The organism is Pseudomonas sp. PvP025 (genome assembly GCF_017832155.1).
Taxonomy (GTDB): domain Bacteria; phylum Pseudomonadota; class Gammaproteobacteria; order Pseudomonadales; family Pseudomonadaceae; genus Aquipseudomonas.
On sequence record NZ_JAFIBJ010000001.1, the window covers coordinates 4,627,287 to 4,645,833 of the forward strand.

Consider the following 18,547-nt stretch of genomic DNA (forward strand, 5'->3'; position numbering starts at 1 on the left):
GACCCCTTTCGAAATTGTGGAAAACAAATCCAGCCGCCCTCCAAACCGCGACATATAGCCGCCGCAAATCCCTGTTTTGTCACAGTTTTGACTTGTCCCCATCCGCTGTGGAACCGGCTGTGGGTAACGTGGGTGTAGCTGGCTGAAAGCCTTTAACGCCGTGGCTTTCAGCGCGGTGGTCGTTTATTGATCAGCGGTTTTTTCGTGGCCTGTCGAGGGGGTTGTCAACCTGTTTAAAGACACAGGTATATGACCGATTGATGTCGGATCAGCCTGTGGATAAGTCTGTGACTAAACTCTGGAAAGACCTCCGTAGGGGCCGGATTAACTGGCCTGGAGCCATCGTTCGGTTTTTGCCTTTTCACCCAGGCCTACATACGGCCCGGTCCAGGTCAAGCAAAAAACTTTCTAAAATCGCCTGCGGGCCTTGTGTACAGCGGCCTGGAGCCTTTTCGACTTGCCCCCAAAGACTGTGGGCGCAGTTGTGGATAACCTGCGCGCATATGGCTGCAAGCCACGGTTCATAAGGCGTTGAATAAATCGATCAAAAAATGATCAGTTGGTGTGCCTGGCGGTTGCCGCAAGCGCCGCGTACGGGCATTCTGCTGGCAACTTTTTCCCGATGTTCGCAAGGAGACCACCATGTCCGACACGTTGTTTATTACTGGCGCCACCTCAGGTTTCGGCGAAGCCTGTGCCCGTCGTTTTGCCGAGGCCGGCTGGAAACTGGTGCTCACCGGTCGCCGTGCCGAACGCTTGAATGCGCTGGTCGAAGAGCTTTCCAAGCAGACCGAAGTACACGGCCTGGTGGTGGACGTGCGTGACCGCAAGGGCATGGAAGAGGCCATCGCCAACCTGCCGCCGTCGTTCGCGACCCTGCGCGGGCTGATCAACAACGCCGGCCTGGCCGTGGGCACCGACCCTGCGCCCAAGTGCAGCCTCGACGATTGGGAGACCATGGTCGACACCAACATCAAGGGCCTGCTGACCACCACCAACCTGCTGCTGCCGCGCCTGATTGCCCATGGGCGAGGCGCGGGCATCATCAACCTGGGCTCCATCGCCGGCAACTACCCTTACCCGGGCAGCCACGTGTATGGCGCGTCCAAGGCGTTCGTGAAGCAGTTCTCGCTGAACCTGCGTTGCGACCTGCAGGGCACCGGCGTGCGCGTGACCAACATCGAGCCGGGCTTGTGTGAGAGCGAGTTTTCGCTGGTGCGCTTCGGTGGTGACCAGGCGCGCTATGACGCCACCTACGCCGGCGCCGAGCCGATCCAGCCGCAGGACATCGCCGACACGATCTTCTGGGTGATGAACACCCCGGCGCACGTCAACATCAACCGCCTGGAGCTGATGCCGGTGAGCCAGACCTGGGCTGGGTTTGCGATTGAGCGGGGCGGTAAGTAAGGCTTTAAACCGGGTCGTTGCCATCGGGAGCAAGCCCCCTCCCACACTTGACGGTGTTCACACGTCTGAATGTGAGAACTCAGTCCCCTGTGGGAGCGGGCTTGCCCCCGATGGCGTCAAATCGGCCAAAACAGGCCATAAGGTACACTCCCACCCTGAAAACCCCACCGCACCCGGCGGTTCAAAGGTTTTGACGGGAGGAAATGTGAGTAACCGAGGTGAGCAGGCACTGCTCAAACAATCGACGATTCTGATGTTCGCGGTCGCGATCGCCGGAATTGTCACGGGTGTGATATCCGGCGCCCAGTCCATTCTGTTCGACGGCTTCTTCTCGCTGATCGCCACCGCCATCAAGGTGTTGATGCTGATCACGGCCAAGCTGATCGCCAGGAAAAGCAACGAGCGTTTCCAGTTCGGCTATTGGCACCTGGAGCCGATGGTGTTGTTGATCGAAGGCAGTTTCCTGCTGCTGATCGCCCTCTATGCATTCCTCAACGGGGTGTTCGGCATTATCAACGGCGGGCGCGAGATCGAGTTGGGGCTGGTGATCATCTATGCAGCGGTGTTTACCGTCGTCGAGTTCGCTTACTTCTTCTATGTGCGCTACCGCAATCGCACGCTCAAATCCTCGCTGATCCAGTTCGACAACATCAGCTGGCTGGTGGACGCGATGCTGTCGATAGGCTTGCTGTTCAGTTTCCTCGCTGCGCTGTTGCTCAAGTCCCGGGGCTATGGCGAGTGGGCCGTGTATGTCGACCCGGCCATCCTGATCCTGCTGGCCCTGAGCATGCTGGCGCCGGCCTTCAAGATCCTGCGTCCGGCGTTGCGCGAGGTGCTGGGGATCGCTCCGGATCACCTGGACGACAAGGTGCGTGAAGTGATGGACGCGGCCAAGGCCCGGCATGGTTTCGACGACTACGTGTCCTACGTGCAAAAGCACGGGCGCGCGCGGTTTATCGAAATTCATGTGGTGCTGCCGGCGGATTACCCGGTGGATAACGTGGCCACCTTCGACAGACTGCGCGAAGAGATATCCACAGGGCTCGGCACGCCGGATGCGGCGCGCTGGCTGACGATCAGCTTTACCGGGGATCGCAAGTGGATTGCATGAGGCCGGTTAGACCGCGGTGAGGCAATCGCAGGCAAGCCAGCTCCCACATTCAGCACAGTCAAGTGTGAGAGGGGGCTTGCCCTAATGCCGTTCAGTTAAGCCAGCGTGTTTGACGGGGCGCCTAAGATCAAGATCAAGAGCGCGGCGGCCTGAGAGCCGACCGAAATGGTCTGCCGAACGCTGTACAAAATGTGGGAGGGGGCTTGCTCCCGATGGCGTCGGCCCAGCAAACATTGATGTTGACTGACCCACCGCTTTCGCGGGCAAGTCGAATCGTCGCACCGACGCTCCCACAGGGGAGCTGCGCTTAACTGACTGGCATTAGGGCTTGCCCCCGATGAGGCCCGAAAGGTCAGCCGAGATGCTTGATCAGCCCCTGATAGCAAGTCGCCAAATGATAAGGGGTGGTCGACGGCATATCCCGTCGGCTCACGACACCCTTGGCATCCAGGCATTCATGCCAGCCTTTTGCATGCAGGAAATGGTCTTGCAGCGCCAGCAATTGGCGCTGCAACACCGCTTCGCTGCCCGGCCGCAACGTCAGCGCGCGCAGGTATTCGGCCTGGGCCCAGATACGCTGAGTGCCGTCACGCACCTTGCCGTCAAGGTCGAGCATGCCGCTCACGGCGCCGCTCAGCTTATCCACACCCTTTTGCTCGGCGTAGGCAAATGCCCGGCTGAGCGATGCATGCAGCGGCGTGCCGCGCAGCACCTCGGATGAGTCGAGCAGGAAGAACCATTCGAACTGATGGCCCGGCTCGAACCAGTTGTCCACAGCGCCCAGCGGCTTTTCCAGCATCACGCCGTGCCCCGGGTCGATGAAGCGCCGCTGCATGGCCGTCGCCAGGTTCAGCAGGGCGGTTTGCACGTGTGCGTCCTCACGCACTGCCAGGGTGGCGAGGAACGCTTCGGCCAGGTGCATCAACGGGTTTTGCAGCGGGCCGGACGAGAGTGACGACCAGTCGCGCTCCAGCACCGCGTCGTACAGGCCGTCACCGCTGGCGAACCGCTGGGCAACCACTTCGAGCGCGGCATTGAGGACCGACGCCACCAGCGGCTCGCGTACCTTGGCCGAGTAATGGGCGCAGGCGAAGATGATGAAGGCGTGGGTGTAGAGGTCTTTGCGCGTATCCAGCGGTTGGCCCGCCGGGTCGATGCTGTAGAACCAGCCGCCGTGTTCGGCGTCATGGAAGTGCTGTTGCAGGGAGCGGAACAGCGCAGCTGCGCGCGCGTGCGCAAAATCGGCCTCGGGCTCGCCGATCAGGCTGGCAAACAGGTACAACTGACGGGCGCAGGCCATGGCGCGGTAGCGCTGGGGCGGCAAGGGCTGGTGATCGGCGTCCAGTGCCTCGTAAGGCAGCGCCAGCTCGGCATTCCAGCCCGGGCCTTGCCAGAGTGGCACGATCAGATCATGGAAATGGTTGAGCACGGTATTCAAAAGCGGTTGGGAAGCGCTGGGCATCGGCTGGCGTCGTCACGGCAGGGGTGTAGGCGCGCATGGTAGCAGGCTTGGGTGCGGTGGTGTCTGCGCCACCGTTATCGCGGGCAAGCCCGCTGCCACATTTTTGAATGGCGAATCCGCTCAAATGTGGGCGCTGGCTTGCCTGCGATGGGGCCGGCACAGGTGCCGAAATCAGCCCGCGAGCAACCACACGCCAGTCGCCGCCGAAGCCGCCCCAGCCACCCGCACCAACGGCGCCGCCGCGGCCGGCAGCACGCGCACCACGGCATAACCGGCGGCATGCAACATGGCCGTCGCACCGACAAACCCCGCCGCGTACGCCCAGGGGCTGGACATCTCCGGCAGTTCCAGGCCATGCGCCACGCCGTGGAACAGCGCAAACAGCGCCGTCGCGCCCACTGCCACAAACAGCGGCGGACGCACCGCCAGCGCCACCGCCAGGCCCAGTGCAAGCACCGAGGCGGCGATGCCGCTTTCCAGCGCCGGCAATGCCAGGCCTTCAAACCCCAGCACGCCGCCGATCAGCATGGTGCCGACGAAGGTGCACGGCAGCGCCCAGCGTGCCGCGCCTTTTTGCTGGGCGGCCCACAGGCCCACCGCGAGCATGGCCAGCAAGTGGTCGATGCCGCCCAGAGGATGGCTGATGCCGGCCACCAGGCCGTTGTCGCCATGGCCCGGATGGGCGAAGGCCAGGGCAGGGGCCAGCAGCAGTGCGGCGGCGGCGAACAGTTTGTTGAGGCTCATAAACAGGCTCCGTAATGGGTTGATCAGGCGGCGGTCAGCAGGCCCTGGCGTTCGATGAAGGCGACGATCTCGTCCAGGCCGACGCCGGTTTTCTGGTTGCTGAACACAAAAGGTTTACCGTTGCGCATGCGCTGGGTGTCGCTGTTCATCAGCTCCAGCGAGGCGCCCACCAGTGGCGCCAGGTCGATCTTGTTGATCACCAGCAGGTCGGATTTGCAAATACCGGGCCCGCCCTTGCGCGGCAGCTTGTCGCCGGCCGACACATCGATCACGTAGATAGTCAGGTCTGACAGTTCCGGGCTGAAGGTGGCCGACAGGTTGTCGCCGCCGGACTCCACCAGGATCAGGTCCAGGCCGGGAAAGCGCCGGTTGAGCTGATCGACCGCTTCGAGGTTGATCGAGGCGTCTTCGCGGATCGCCGTGTGCGGGCAGCCGCCGGTTTCCACGCCGATGATGCGCTCCGGCGCCAGGGCCTGGTTGCGCACCAGAAAGTCGGCGTCTTCGCGGGTATAAATATCGTTGGTGACCACGGCCAGGTTGTAGCGATCGCGCAGCGCCAGGCACAGGGCCAGGGTGAGGGCGGTCTTGCCGGAGCCCACCGGGCCGCCGATGCCGACACGCAGGGGTTGTGAGTTCATGTGCTTCTCCACATCAAGGGAATCTAGGAACGGAACAGGCGGCTGTATTGGCGCTCGTGGGCCATGCACGCCAGAGACAGGCCGAACGCGGCGCTGCCTGTTGAGTTGGGGTCGATGCGCGCGGCGTCCTGCTGGGCCTGCTGCAGCAGCGGCAGCAGTTCACTGGTCAGGCGCTGCGCGGCTTGCTGGCCCAGGGGCAGGGTTTTCATCAGCACCGCCAGCTGGTTTTCCAGCCAGCTCCACAGCCAGGCGGCGAGGGCGTCGTCGGGGCTGATGTGCCAGGCGCGCGCGGCCAGGGCCCAGCCCAGGGCCAGGTGAGGTTCGGCGCGCAGAGCGAGAAAGTCTCGGGCCGCGTCATCCAGTTCGGGCAAGCCATTGAGCAGCTGCTGCAGCGAGTAGCCCATCTGCCGGCTCTCCTGGTACAGCTCGCGGGTCTCACGGCTGGCGCGGTGCTCTTCGCACAGGTGCGCCAGTTGCGACCAGTCATCAACAGCGGCGGCACGGCAGTGGGCGAGCAGCAGCGGCGCTTCGAAGCGCGCCAGGTTAAGCAGCAACTGGTCGCTGATCCAGCGGCGTGCGCTGGCGGCATCCGGCACGCGGCCGTTGTCCACGGCCATTTCCATGCCCTGGGAATAGCTGTAGCCGCCAATCGGCAATTGCGGACTGGCCAGGCGCAGCAATGCCCAGGCTGGATTCATGTACGCACGCCGAATTGATGCAGTTTGGGCGGGTAGTTGAAATCTTCATCGCCATGGCGCGAGTGATGATGGCCGCCGCCGTAGGCACCGTGTTCCGGCTGGAACGGCGCCTCGATGGTTTCGGCCTGCGCGCCCAACTGTTCAAGCATGGCCTTGAGCACGTAGTCATCGAGCAGGCGCAACCAGCCATCGCCGACTTGCAGGGCCACGTGGCGGTTGCCCAGGTGGTAGGCGGCGCGTGTCAGTTCAAACGCGCTGCTGCAGGTGACGTGCAGCAGCTGTTCTGGCCGTGCGCACACGCGTACCACCCGGCCGTCTTCAGCCTGCAGGTATTCGCCGTCATGCAGCGGTGGCTGGCCACGCTCCAGAAACAGGCCGACGTCTTCGCCGTCGGCACTGAAACAGCGCAGACGGCTTTTGCTGCGGGCTTCGAAGTTGAGCAGCAGCTCGGCAGCCCATTGGGCCTGGGGGGCGATTCGGCGGTGGATCACCAGCATCAGGGGGCTTCCAGCTATGAGCGATAACGGAGCTAGAGCAAGGGGCTTGCCAACCCGGGGCGGGTTGTAGGAATTGCCTGTCGGCGCGCGCCGTTGTGCCTCCGAATAGGGCGGCGGCCTGTTCAGGGCGTGACTCAATGTGGTGCATTGCGTGTGCTAGGGCACTGGATGAGGGCGTTTTTGCCTGGCGGCCTATTCGGTGCTGCCCAGGCCTTGCCAGTGCTTGAGACCAATAAAGATAAAGCGCAACTGCTGGGTGATTTTCGCCTGGGGCGTGAGGTGTTCAGGCAGGGCGTGGGCGGGCGGGTCGATGATATCGGGCAGGGTGGCGAACACGCTCTTGACGATCAGGTCGGCCATCACGTGCAAACCGTCGGCCTGCAGGTGCGCCAGCTTGGGCATGCGGGTGAGGTCGGCGGCGAGGTCGCGGGTGATGTCTTCGCGCAGGGCCGCGATGGCCTGACGCACGGCGAGGCAGCCGCCGTATTGCTCGCGGGCCAGGAACAGGAATTGCGAACGGTTGGCCGATACCACGTCGAGAAAGATCCGCACCGAGGCATCGATGATGCCGCCCATCACGAATTCGTTGTGGCGTACCAGGCGAATGGTGGCGCGAAAGGTCTGGCCGACCTCGCTGACCAGCACGAGCCCGAGCTGATCCATATCGGCAAAGTGCCGATAGAAACCGGTAGGCACGATCCCGGCGGTTTTGGCCACTTCGCGCAGGCTCAGGCTGCCGAACCCACGGCCGCACTCCATCAGATGGCGGGCTGCGTCCATCAGGGCGAGGCGGGTCTGTTGCTTCTGTTCGGCACGGGGCAGCATGGCGGGTGAGCTTTGTCGGCAAGTACAGCGACGCACTCTAGCAAAAGCGCTTTGCCGGCGTCGAACTTGGCGGTATGAAGCGAGGGCGTTGCGTGAAGTCAGGGGGGGGGGCAGGCGTTAGTGACGTTGGCGAGCAAGCTCGCTCCTACGGATGTCGGAGCGAGCTGTCTGGGCCACCACAGGCTCAGCTCTGTGCTTGATGCAGGTCTTGCAGGCGATCAGCACCACCTTCGGCAACGCCTTCGGTGTAGGCACGCTCGTTGGCTTGCTCGGCGCCGCCCTCAGCCAGGCGTTTTTCTTCCAGGCGGTGACGGCCGTTTTCGCTCAGGCCTTCGGTATAAGCGCGTTTGTTGGCTTGCTCCGAACCGTTTTCGGCAACGCCTTTGGCGTAGTCGCGGTTCTCATCTTCTTGCGAGCCGCTGCGGGCCAGAGTCTGGCTGGACTGAACGGCCTGAGCCTGGTGTTGCGGGATAGTCTGCTCGGCGGCTGGCAGGGCGAAGGCACTGGAAGCCAGGACAGACAACAGGACGGTAGCGAGTACTTGGCGTTTCATGATGGTTGCTCCTTGGGAGGGCGATAAAGTGGGTACAGGACTCATGCTACTCTCGATATATCGATATAAAAGTTCATAAACGCAATGGTAATAATCAACACAATTGATGGTTCAAGCGGAGGGCTCTAGATCGGGCCTCTCAAGCACGCGGTTTTGCACCCAAGTGGGTATTTTCGACACAATGGTGGGTAGCAATGGTGCAGGCGAGCAGGCGAAATCTGTCGGTCCGGTCAGAAAAAAAGCGCTCTGCGGTTAAATCCATCAATGGGTTAAACCCTGCTGAGGTTTGCCAGTCGTACCCTTATGAGCTGTATTCCAGCTATCCGTGTTCAGGAGTTCTGTGCAATGACGCGCACTCGTAAAATCGTCGCCTGGTGCTGCGCCGGCTTCGCCGTATTGATCGCCGTGGTGGTGGTGTTCCTGGTGTTTTTCGACTGGAACCGCATCAAACCGCCGCTCAATGCCAAAGTCTCCGAAGAGCTGCATCGTCCGTTCGCCATTAATGGCAACCTCGCGGTGGTGTGGCAGCGCGAACCCGAGGAAGGCGGTTGGCGCGCCTGGGTGCCGTGGCCCCATGTGATCGCCGAGGACCTGACCCTGGGTAACCCGGACTGGTCGAAGCAGCCGCAGATGGTCACCTTGAAAAAAGTCGAGCTGCGCATTTCGCCGCTGGCCTTGCTGGCGCAGCGCGTAGCGATTCCGCGTATCGACCTCACCGAACCGAGTGCCCAGTTGCAGCGCCTGGCCGATGGCCGCGCCAACTGGACCTTTACGTTCGACCCCAAGGACCCGGACGCCGAGCCGTCCAACTGGGTGGTCGACATCGGCGCCATCAAGTTCGACAAGGGCCACGTGACCCTCGACGACCAGACCCTCAACACCCAGCTCGATGTGATCATTGACCCGCTGGGCCAGCCGATTCCCTTCGCCGAAATCGTCGGCGACGCCGATGCCAAAAAGGCCCTGGAAAAAGGAGCTGCGCCGCAGGATTACGCGTTCGGCCTCAAGGTAAAAGGCCAATACCATGGGCAGAAACTCGATGGCAGCGGCAAGATCGGCGGCCTGCTGGCCCTGCAGGACGCGGCCAAACCGTTTCCCCTGCAAGCCCTGGTCAAGATCGGCGACACCAGCATTGCCGTGGCCGGTACCCTGACCGACCCGCTCAACCTCGGTGCGCTTGACCTGCGCCTCAAACTCGCTGGCGCGAGCCTGGGCAACCTCTACCCGCTCACCGGCGTGACCCTGCCGGATTCGCCGGCCTATTCCACCGACGGTCACCTGATCGCCAAGCTGCATGAAGCCAGCGGTGCGTCGTTCCGCTATGAAAACTTCAACGGCAAGATCGGCAACAGCGATATCCACGGCGACCTGGCCTACGTCGCCAGCCAGCCACGGCCCAAGCTCAGCGGCACCCTGTTGTCCAACCAGTTGCTGATGACCGACCTTGCGCCGCTGATCGGCGCCGACTCCAACGCCAAGCAAAAGGTCCGTGGCGGTGCGAGCAAGCAGCCGGCCACCCGGGTGCTGCCAGTGGAAGAGTTCCGTACCCAGCGCTGGCGTGAAATGGATGCCGATGTGGAATTCACCGGCAAGCGCATCGTGCACAGCGCCGACCTGCCCTTCACCGACCTTTACACCCATGTGGTGCTCAACGATGGCGAACTGAGCCTGGAGCCGCTGCGTTTCGGCGTGGCCGGCGGCAAGCTCGATGCGCAGATTCGCCTCAACGGCCGCATCACGCCGATGGAAGGCCGCGCGAAACTCAGCGCGCGCAACTTCAAGCTCAAGCAGCTGTTCCCGACCTTTGAACCGATGAAAACCAGCTTTGGCGAACTCAACGGCGATGCCGACATCGCGGGGCGCGGCAACTCGGTCGCAGCCTTGCTGGGCAGTTCCAACGGTGACTTGAAGATGCTGATCAACGACGGCGCCATCAGCCGTGGGCTGATGGAGATCGCCGGGCTCAACGTGGGTAACTACGTGGTTGGCCGCCTGTTCGGCGACAAGGAAGTGAAGATCAACTGTGCGGCGGCGGACTTCGGCATCAAGACGGGCCTGGCGACCACCCGGCTGTTCGTGTTCGATACCGAGAACGCCATCATCTACATCGATGGCACCGCGAACATGGCCACCGAGCAGCTTGATCTCACGATCACCCCGGAATCCAAGGGCTTCCGTCTATTCTCGCTGCGCTCGCCGCTGTACGTGAACGGGCCGTTTATCAAGCCTAACGCTGGCGTCAAAGCCATCCCGCTGGCCCTGCGTGGCGCGGGGATGGTGGCATTGGGCGTCATCGCAGGTCCGGCCGCCGGCCTGCTCGCGCTGGTGGCGCCGAGCGGCGGCGAGCCCAACGAGTGTGCGCCGTTGCTGCAGCAGATGAAGGAAGGCAAGGCGCCCAAGACCGTTAAATAACTGACGGCGCATGGTCCGATGGGGGAGGGAGCAAGCCCCCTCCCACCGTTTATTTTCGGTGTGGCAAAAAAAGAGGGGAGAGCCGTTTAACCGGCTCTCCCCCCTCTTTTTCGTGCGACTTTTTCGTGCGACGACTTACAGGCTTTCGAGAATGTCCGCCATATCGTCGGCATGCTCTTCTTCCTGAGCCAGAATCTCTTCAAACAGACGGCGGGTGGTTGGATCCTTGTCGCCGATGTACTGGATGATTTCGCGGTAGCTGTCCACGGCAATTCGCTCGGCCACCAGGTCTTCGTAGACCATTTCCTTCAGCGAATTACCCGCCACGTACTGCGCGTGGGAGTTTTTCGACAGCAGGTCAGGGTTGAACTCCGGCTCGCCGCCCAGTTGCACGATGCGCTCGGCAAGTTTGTCGGCGTGTTCGGCTTCCTGGGTCGCGTGCTCGAGGAATTCATCGGCGGCAACGGAGGCCTTGATGCCGCTGGCCATGAAGTAGTGACGCTTGTAGCGCAGCACGCACACCAGCTCAGTGGCCAGCGATGTGTTGAGCAGGCGAATGATCTCTTCGCGGTCGGCGTTGTAGCCTTCGGTCACGGCACCGTTTTCGACGTTCTGGCGGGCGCGGCTGCGCAGGGTCGCAACGTCAGTCAAGTTTGCTTCGGTCATCTCAATCTCCTGGTGCTAATCCGGTTGTACGCCACGCTCTGTCGGCGTGATCGCTACAGGTTGTGAGTCGCGGCCAGGGCAAAAAGTTTTATCGGATTTTACCGGATGTGTCACGAGGGCCTGGCTGACGGTTCTGGCTCACCGGTGTCGTCCAGCGCTCCGACAGGATCACCCCGCCCAGGGTCAGCAAGCCGCCCAGCAGGTGATACAGCGCCAGTTCTTCTTTCAACACCACCGCTGCAATCAGCGCGGTGATCAACGGCAGCAGGTTGAAAAACAGCGTTGTGCGGCTCGGGCCCAGGGTCTTCACCGAATGCATCCACGCCAGCGGCGCCAGCATCGAGGCCAGCAAACAGGCGTACAGCACCAGTGGAATGTTCGCCCAGCCCAACCCTGTTTTGGGCGAGAACAGGAACAGCGGAAACAGCACCACCACCGCCACCAGCACCTGCAAGTACAACAACACCAAAGGCGGCAGGCGCAGTTGCCATTTTTTCAGCAGGGTGCTGTAGACCGCGTAGGCCAGGGTGGCCACCAGCATCATGCCGTCGCCCAGGTTGACCCCGTGTTGCAGCAGCGCGCCCAGGCTGCCGGACGACACCACCACGACCACGCCGCCAAACGACAGCACCGCCCCGGCAAGCGCGCCGTACGTGAGGCGCTGGCCCAGGCTGATAATCGCGGCAGTCAGCGCCATCAACGGCATCAGCGACAGGATGATGCCCATGTTGGTCGCCGAGGTCAGCGTCGCTGCGTAATAGGCCAGGCTCTGATACACCGCCATGCCCAGCACGCCCAGCACGAAGACCTTGCCCAGGTTAGGGCGGATTAACGGCCAGTGGGCAATCACCGGTTTAAGCATGAACGGGGTGAACAGCAGCGCCGCCAGCAACCAGCGGTAAAAGCCGATTTCGGCCGGGAAGATCGAGCCCACCGCCAATTTGTTGATCACGGTGTTGCCGGCCCAGATAAAAATGGCCAGCAGGGGATACGCGTATTGCATGAACATCGCCGTATAGATGGATGGGCGAGGATTATCCACCGTCCGCGCAGGAAGGTGTAACAGGGTTTGACTACACTCTGCCAAGGCCGTGCCCGTCGGCGCGGTAACCGGGAGAAAACTCCATGAAGATGCTGCGTATTCCTTTGCTGATGATGGGACTTTTGCTGTGTTCCCAAGGCTTTGCCGCCACTGCCCAGCAAAACAAGATGACCACCTGCAACGCCGAAGCCACTACCAAGACCCTCAAGGGCGACGAGCGCAAGGCCTTTATGAAGACCTGCCTGTCGGCCCCGGCCGCCAATGACGCCAAGGCTGTCACGCCGCAGCAGCAAAAGATGAAGGACTGCAACGCGTCAGCAAAAACCAAGGCGCTGGCCGGCGATGCGCGCAAGGCCTACATGAGCACCTGCCTCAAGGGCTGACGACGCTTTTGTAGCCACTGGCAATCGAGTGTGGGAGGGGGCTTGCCCCCGATAGCGGGATGTCAGGTAAAAGATGTGCTGGCTGACTTACCGCCATCGGGAGCAAGCCCCCTCCCACACTTGATCGCATCCCCCTCGCTTGATTCCCTCAAGGCTGGCAGACTGCCCATCCTTTTATCGCCGTTCGTTCTGAGGCTGTATGCCAACGTTTTCTCAGCGTCACGTGATATTGCTGGCCAGCTACATCATTATTCTCGGCGGGTTGCTGCTGGTGCTGCCGCTGAAGTTGCTGCCCAGCCTGCTGGCAGGCCTGTTGGTCTATGAACTGGTCAACATGCTCACCCCCCAACTGCAGCGGCTGATAGAGGGTCGCCGCGCGCGCTGGCTGGCGGTGGCGTTGCTCGGCACGCTGATCGTCAGCGTTCTGGCGCTGATCTTCGCCGGCGCCATCAGTTTTCTGCTGCACGAAGCGGAAAATCCCGGCGCCTCTCTCGACAAATTCATGGGCGTGGTTGACCGTGCACGCGGCCAGTTGCCGCCGTTCCTCGACGCCTACCTGCCCGCCAGCGCCGCCGAATTTCGCGTGGCCATCGGCGACTGGCTCAGCAAGCACCTGAGCGAACTGCAACTGGTGGGCAAAGACGCTGCGCACATGTTTGTCACCCTGCTGATCGGCATGGTACTCGGCGCCATCATTGCCCTGCAGCGCGTGCCCGACCTGACCAAACGCAAACCCCTGGCCGCCGCGCTGTTCGACCGCCTGCACCTGCTGGTGCAGGCCTTTCGCAACATCGTTTTCGCGCAGATCAAGATCGCTGCGCTCAACACCGCTTTCACCGCGATCTTCCTGGCCGTGGTGCTGCCGCTGTGCGGCATCCACCTGCCCCTGACCAAAACCCTGATCGTGCTGACCTTCCTGCTCGGCCTGCTGCCGGTGATCGGCAACCTCATGTCCAACACCCTGATCACCATCGTCGCGCTGTCGCTGTCGATCTGGGTGGCATTGGCCGCGCTGGGCTACCTGATCGTGATCCACAAGGTCGAATATTTTCTCAATGCCCGCATCGTCGGCGGGCAGATCAGTGCCAAATCGTGGGAATTGCTGCTGGCGATGCTGGTGTTTGAAGCCGCGTTCGGCTTGCCAGGCGTGGTGGCGGGGCCGATTTACTATGCGTACCTCAAGAGTGAGCTGAAGCTGGGTGGGATGGTTTAGAGGGGCGCCGCGGGTCAACTGGCACGCGGCATTATCCAATCCTGAAAAACTAAGTTACTTATGCCAACGGCGTGAAGTTTCAGGTTCGACTGCCTATATAAGGCAACTCTATAATTGTGCATCGCTGTAGTACCGTTCTTACACTTATTTCATGGCGAACTATAGGAACGTTCTAATTAACTGTTTTGCGGCGTTTACCTATGGCGGCAGTTTCTTCGGCTCAGTAAGTTGCTCGACCGAATAACGTTAAGCCGCACACCTGCCAATCCTTATCGTGAGTTAGTTGGGTTCTTCCAACTTAATAAAGATCAGGCAGGGCGGACGCTGGAGACAGTGAATGCTTGCATTGCCAGTGCCTTCCTGGTTCGACATAGAGTCACGCTTGACCCATGCAATGGGTTATCAGCCAGGCGCCAGCTTTCGTACCGCGTACAACGAGTCTGTTCCCTCTCTCGCGTTTAACCTGCGTCGGCTTAAATGCATCAGAACGGCTTTCATCCATGCCGAGTGGGAAGCCGCCGATCTTTTGAGACGACGCTTCGCTGACCTGGACATATCCAGCGTCCTTAACGATTTGATCGACGCCGTCGCTCAAATGGCGATGATTGTGGCCGGGAGCGTTTTAACCGGTGCTGTGATCGGTGCCGGCGTGGGCGTGCTGGGCGCTGGTGCCGGCGCCATTCCGCTGGGCGCCACCGGTGCTGCCCTGGGCTTGCAAGTCGCCGGCGGGATCCTGAGTGTGCTTGGGTTGGCCGCACTGACGGAGTTCTTTGCCGAGGGATTGCCTGCAATTGCCGAGTATTACCTCAGGGGCATTCGCACCGCCTGGGGCGCACCGCGTGGTGAAGAGGGGCTGACGGCCTATAGCCATGACGATTCTTTCGCCATTTATTGCGCCTCCCAGGAAATCGCGAAGGGCCATGTAGAAGCCGTCATCCTGCTGTTGGGCGCCATTGTCAGCTACCTCACGCGCGGTCGCGGCGACGCGCACGCCCTCGCCCAACAAATGCAAGCCAGCGCCAAAGGCAAGCGACTGGGCGCCTGGGTACTGAAACATGAAGAAGCCCTGAAAAGTCGTCCGGAACTGCAAACGGCAAAATCGCACACTGGGTCGTATGTGCCTCAGCAGCCTGCTCCGGTAGCCACTCCTGCAAAATCCAGACAGCCGACCGTGGTCAAGCCCGGCAGGATGGCGCTGCATAATGTTGAGTGTTTCAAGGCGGACAAGCTGCCGGTTTACAAGGTGGGAGAATTCAAGCGGCAGTTGAAGGGGCAGGAAGGTGGGTTGAATCGGCTGACGATTGAGGAGTATTTGGAGAATATTGCGAGTCCGGTGAAGCGCAGTGCTAAAGCTGCCAGGCAGGCCCGACGAGACTTGGAGGAAAGGTTGAGCGCGAGATTTCAACTCGACTTCGCAGAATTGAGTCCCACTGATGCGGAGGAAGCTGCAATCAAAAAAGCCAAGGAAACGATGACAAGCCTTGCCGCACTCCATAATCCTGATCTGAGGGCTGGAGGGAAGGATGTCATCGCCGACTTTGGTGATCGGCAAGTCAATTCCAGCATAGGGCCGCAGTGGAAGCCAAAAATTCAAAACCTGAAAGAAGCTGCTGAGAAAATCCCAGAATCACAGCGCAAATCAACTTTTATTAACGTAAAACTGCATAAGTGCTGAACAGGAGGCATCCGTGGACGAAGTGTTTGCAAGGTTTATAGAGAAGCTGGGTGACCCTATCGACCGACAGGAAGTGCCAGCATCAAGCATCGAGCGCTACAGAGGCAAACTGCCTGACAAGCTGCTGGAGTACTGGGCTGAACACGGCTGGTGCGGATACGGAAACGGAATTTTCTGGCTGGTAAATCCGCAGGAATATGAGGGGGTAGTAGCTTCATGGATTGAGGGGACGAAGCTTGAACAGCACGATACTTACCATTTGATTGCGCGCGGTGCATTTGGCGGCCTGTACCTGTGGGGCGAAAGGACCGGATATTCCCTGAAGATAAGCAGCATTGTTTCCCGGTGCGTTATCCACGACTTCGAACCCACACCGGAAATAATGGATCGCAGACTTCAGGACTTTTTACTGTCCATAAGCGTGAAATCCAACGACTTTGGCGATCTCTTCAAACCCGCCAGGAAAAAGCTCGGCACTTTACGCCACGACGAGATGTATGGTTACGTTCCAGCATTGATGCTCGGTGGCCCGGACACGCTTGATCATCTTGAAAAGGTGAAGGCCGTTGAGCACCTTATCTTTCTCTCTCAGCTCGCCGGGCTTGAGCCCTATAGTTTTTCCGATATTCAGTTCTGATCAAATTTGGCGCTACAGGAGCAAATGCCCCATCAGCGCCTGGAGCACTGTGCTGAACAAGGCGGCGCAGCCGCCTCGCACTCAGGACATCAGCTGCCGTAGCGCTTGCTCGCCTCAATCGCCAAACCACTGCCGATACTGCCGAAGATGTTCCCTTCCACATGCCGCGCATTCGGCAGCATCGCAGAGATGCTGTGGCGCAGCGCCGGGATGCCGCTGGAGCCGCCGGTGAAGAACACCGTGTCCACCTGCTCGACGCTCACCGAGGCGTCATTGAGCAACTGCGTGACACTGCCGCGCACACGTTCCAGCAAATTGTCGATGGACGACTCGAACAGAGCCCGGCTCAAGTCCACGCTCAGGCCTTTTTCGATGCGGTCCAGCGCCACATGGCGGCTGTCTTCATGGGTCAGCTGGATCTTGGTTTCTTCCACTTCCATCGCCAGCCAGTGGCCGGCGCGCTGTTCGATCAACTTGAACAGGCGGTCGATGCCGCCGGTGTCTTCAATGTCGTAACGCATGCTGCCCAATGCCAGCTGGGATTTTTGCGAGTACACCGAGTTGATGGTGTGCCAGGTGGCCAGGTTCATGTGGTGACTGGTGGGCATATAGGCGCCGCTTTTCATGCGGCTGCCGTAGCCGAACAGCGGCATCATCCCTTGCAGGCTGAGCTGTTTGTCGAAGTCGGTGCCGCCGATGTGCACGCCGCCGGTGGCGAGGATGTCGCTCTGGCGGTTGTCGTTGTGGCGGCGGTCCGGCGACAGGCGTACCAGCGAGAAGTCCGACGTACCGCCGCCGATGTCGACGATCAGCACCAGCTCTTCCTTCTGGATGGTCGACTCGTAGTCAAACGCCGCCGCAATCGGCTCGTACTGGAACGAAATATCCTTGAACCCGATGGCGCGCGCCACGTCCACCAGGGTGTTTTCCGCTTCCTGGTCGGCCATCGGGTCGTCGTCGACGAAGAACACCGGGCGGCCCAGCACCACTTCCTCGAACTCGCGGCCAGCGGTGGCTTCGGCGCGGCTCTTGAGCTGGCCGATAAACAGCGCCAACAGGTCGGTGAACGGCATCGCGGTGCCGAGCACGCTGGTGTCGTGCTTGATCAGCTTGGAACCCAGCAGGCTCTTGAGCGAGCGCATCAGCCGGCCTTCGTAGTTTTCCAGGTATTCGTGCAGGGCCAGGCGGCCGTATACCGGGCGACGCTCCTCGAAGTTGAAGAACACCACCGACGGCAAGGTGATCTTGTCGTCCTCCAGCGCAATGAGCGTCTCCTCGCCGGGGCGGATCCAGCCGACGGTGGAGTTGGACGTGCCGAAGTCGATACCGCAGGCACGGGCTGGGGCTGGGTTTTTCATGTCTATCGGGTTCCGGTTGCAAAACGGCCGCGCAGTGTATGCCAGTCGGGGGCGGATGCGTAGGCCGACCATCCGTTAAATAGTGCTTGAAACGGCGCGATTCGCCCCCACATCTGCTGCATACGGCACTCGCCGATAACACTTTGACGCACCCCCGGCTACACCACTCGACATGTGCAAACCATCGCACGGTGTAGAGCCGGCGGTGCGGTCTCGATTTAAGGAAGGTGAACCGCCGATGGATTTCAAAGACTACTACAAGATATTGGGTGTCGAGCCGAGCGCCGATGACAAGGAAATCAAGGCCGCCTATCGCAAGCTCGCACGCAAATATCACCCGGATGTGAGCAAGGAAAAAGACGCCGAAGCCAAATTCAAGGACGCGTCCGAAGCCTATGAAGCGCTCAAGAGCGCCGACAAACGCGCCGAATACGACGAGCTGCGCAAATATGGCCAGCACGGCCAGCCGTTCCAGGGCCCGCCGGGCTGGCAGAGCCGTGGCGGCTTTGGCGGTGGCGGCGCGGGAACGGAGGATTTCTCCGACTTCTTCAGCTCGATCTTCGGCAATCGCGGCGACGGCTTTGGCGGCGGTCAGCGTCGTCCTGCCGGGCGCAAGGGCCAGGACGTGGAGATGCAGCTGACGGTCTCGCTGGAAGAGACACTGGCCACCGAGTCCAAGCAGATCAGCTTCCAGGTGCCGCAATACGACGCCTCCGGTCGCCACGTCAGCAACACCACCAAGAGCCTCAACGTGAAGATCCCCGCCGGCGTGGCCGACGGCGAGCGCATTCGCCTCAAGGCCCAGGGCGCGCCCGGCATCGGTGGCGGTGCCAATGGCGACCTGTACCTGATCATCCGGTTTGCGCCGCATCCAAAATTTGAAGTGGATGGCAACGACCTGATCATCAACCTGCCGCTGGCGCCGTGGGAACTGGCACTGGGCACGGAAGTGGCGGTGCCGACCCTCACCGGCAAAATCAACCTCAAGGTGCCGGCCGGCAGCCAGAACGGCCAGCGCATGCGCGCCAGGGGTCATGGCTTGCTGAACAAGGCCGGCGAGCGTGGCTATCTGTTTGTGCAGCTCAAGGCCGTGATGCCAAAGAGCAGCGACGAAGAGGTCAAGGCGTTGTGGCAGGAGCTGGCCAAAAAAGCGGCGTTCAACCCGCGAGAGCATTTCTGAGCGCCGATAAATAGGTAGGCTTTCCCGCCAGGGCCATTCGATAGGC

18 protein-coding genes are annotated in these 18,547 nt (G+C 61.1%); 8 read left to right on the plus strand and 10 right to left on the minus strand.

Annotation, left to right across the window (positions count from 1 at the left end):
• The first annotated feature begins 642 nt into the window (after window positions 1-642).
• Together JOE32_RS20050 and JOE32_RS20055 are read left to right on the plus strand one after the other, a co-directional pair.
• Window positions 643-1,407, plus strand: coding sequence for an SDR family oxidoreductase (locus tag JOE32_RS20050; RefSeq protein WP_209987969.1), 765 nt, complete (start codon window positions 643-645; stop codon window positions 1,405-1,407).
• Between the two features lie 205 nt (window positions 1,408-1,612).
• On the plus strand, window positions 1,613-2,518 hold the full coding sequence (locus JOE32_RS20055) for a cation diffusion facilitator family transporter (RefSeq protein WP_209987972.1): 906 nt from the start codon (window positions 1,613-1,615) through the stop codon (window positions 2,516-2,518).
• A 352-nt stretch (window positions 2,519-2,870) separates the two neighbouring features.
• Here the strand turns inward: JOE32_RS20055 and JOE32_RS20060 are convergent, their stop codons facing one another.
• The 7 genes from JOE32_RS20060 to JOE32_RS20090 form a co-directional block, all read right to left on the minus strand.
• Window positions 2,871-3,980 (minus strand): AGE family epimerase/isomerase, encoded by a 1,110-nt coding sequence (locus JOE32_RS20060; RefSeq protein ID WP_209987976.1) that lies wholly within the window; start codon window positions 3,978-3,980, stop codon window positions 2,871-2,873.
• Window positions 3,981-4,151: 171 nt separating this feature from the next.
• The gene (locus JOE32_RS20065) at window positions 4,152-4,724 is read right to left on the minus strand and encodes a HupE/UreJ family protein (protein ID WP_209987979.1); all 573 of its coding nucleotides are present in this window, start codon (window positions 4,722-4,724) and stop codon (window positions 4,152-4,154) included.
• A 23-nt stretch (window positions 4,725-4,747) separates the two neighbouring features.
• Complete coding sequence (gene ureG / locus JOE32_RS20070) at window positions 4,748-5,362, minus strand: urease accessory protein UreG (RefSeq protein ID WP_003236172.1); 615 nt, start codon at window positions 5,360-5,362, stop codon at window positions 4,748-4,750.
• 23 nt (window positions 5,363-5,385) lie between these two features.
• Window positions 5,386-6,060, minus strand: coding sequence for an urease accessory protein UreF (locus tag JOE32_RS20075; RefSeq protein WP_209987982.1), 675 nt, complete (start codon window positions 6,058-6,060; stop codon window positions 5,386-5,388).
• Window positions 6,057-6,557 carry an urease accessory protein UreE gene (gene ureE, locus JOE32_RS20080; RefSeq protein WP_209987985.1) on the minus strand — a complete coding sequence of 167 codons (501 nt, stop codon included), beginning with the start codon at window positions 6,555-6,557 and terminating at the stop codon, window positions 6,057-6,059. Before ureE ends, JOE32_RS20075 begins: the two co-directional genes overlap by 4 nt.
• 192 nt (window positions 6,558-6,749) lie before the next feature.
• Window positions 6,750-7,382: a TetR family transcriptional regulator gene (locus JOE32_RS20085; RefSeq protein ID WP_209987987.1), complete on the minus strand. Its 633-nt coding sequence runs from the start codon at window positions 7,380-7,382 to the stop codon at window positions 6,750-6,752.
• A gap of 184 nt (window positions 7,383-7,566) precedes the next feature.
• Window positions 7,567-7,935 (minus strand): hypothetical protein, encoded by a 369-nt coding sequence (locus tag JOE32_RS20090; RefSeq protein ID WP_209987990.1) that lies wholly within the window; start codon window positions 7,933-7,935, stop codon window positions 7,567-7,569.
• Window positions 7,936-8,280: 345 nt separating this feature from the next.
• On the opposite strand from JOE32_RS20090, the gene JOE32_RS20095 reads away from it, so the two are divergent.
• Window positions 8,281-10,347, plus strand: coding sequence for an AsmA family protein (locus JOE32_RS20095; protein ID WP_209987994.1), 2,067 nt, complete (start codon window positions 8,281-8,283; stop codon window positions 10,345-10,347).
• Between the two features lie 135 nt (window positions 10,348-10,482).
• On the opposite strand, the gene JOE32_RS20100 is transcribed toward JOE32_RS20095, so the two are convergent.
• Both JOE32_RS20100 and JOE32_RS20105 read right to left on the minus strand, forming a co-directional pair.
• Window positions 10,483-11,013, minus strand: coding sequence for a ferritin-like domain-containing protein (locus tag JOE32_RS20100; protein WP_209987997.1), 531 nt, complete (start codon window positions 11,011-11,013; stop codon window positions 10,483-10,485).
• A gap of 88 nt (window positions 11,014-11,101) precedes the next feature.
• Window positions 11,102-12,016, minus strand: a complete 915-nt coding sequence (locus tag JOE32_RS20105) for a DMT family transporter (protein WP_209988000.1) — start codon at window positions 12,014-12,016, stop codon at window positions 11,102-11,104.
• 122 nt (window positions 12,017-12,138) lie between these two features.
• Here JOE32_RS20105 and JOE32_RS20110 point away from each other — a divergent pair, with 122 nt between their 5' ends.
• The 4 genes from JOE32_RS20110 (at window position 12,139) to JOE32_RS20125 (ending at window position 15,963) form a co-directional block, all read left to right on the plus strand.
• Window positions 12,139-12,438, plus strand: coding sequence for a PsiF family protein (locus tag JOE32_RS20110; protein WP_209988003.1), 300 nt, complete (start codon window positions 12,139-12,141; stop codon window positions 12,436-12,438).
• A 199-nt stretch (window positions 12,439-12,637) separates the two neighbouring features.
• The gene (locus JOE32_RS20115) at window positions 12,638-13,651 is read left to right on the plus strand and encodes an AI-2E family transporter (RefSeq protein WP_209988006.1); all 1,014 of its coding nucleotides are present in this window, start codon (window positions 12,638-12,640) and stop codon (window positions 13,649-13,651) included.
• 337 nt (window positions 13,652-13,988) lie between these two features.
• Window positions 13,989-15,326: a DUF6861 domain-containing protein gene (locus JOE32_RS20120; RefSeq protein ID WP_209988008.1), complete on the plus strand. Its 1,338-nt coding sequence runs from the start codon at window positions 13,989-13,991 to the stop codon at window positions 15,324-15,326.
• 13 nt (window positions 15,327-15,339) lie between these two features.
• Window positions 15,340-15,963 (plus strand): GAD-like domain-containing protein, encoded by a 624-nt coding sequence (locus JOE32_RS20125; RefSeq protein ID WP_209988010.1) that lies wholly within the window; start codon window positions 15,340-15,342, stop codon window positions 15,961-15,963.
• A gap of 89 nt (window positions 15,964-16,052) precedes the next feature.
• Here JOE32_RS20125 and JOE32_RS20130 read toward each other — a convergent pair whose 3' ends face one another.
• Window positions 16,053-17,321 carry an Hsp70 family protein gene (locus JOE32_RS20130; RefSeq protein ID WP_209988014.1) on the minus strand — a complete coding sequence of 423 codons (1,269 nt, stop codon included), beginning with the start codon at window positions 17,319-17,321 and terminating at the stop codon, window positions 16,053-16,055.
• 238 nt (window positions 17,322-17,559) lie between these two features.
• Here JOE32_RS20130 and JOE32_RS20135 point away from each other — a divergent pair, with 238 nt between their 5' ends.
• Window positions 17,560-18,501, plus strand: a complete 942-nt coding sequence (locus tag JOE32_RS20135; protein ID WP_209988018.1) for a DnaJ C-terminal domain-containing protein — start codon at window positions 17,560-17,562, stop codon at window positions 18,499-18,501.
• Window positions 18,502-18,547 lie beyond the last annotated feature (46 nt).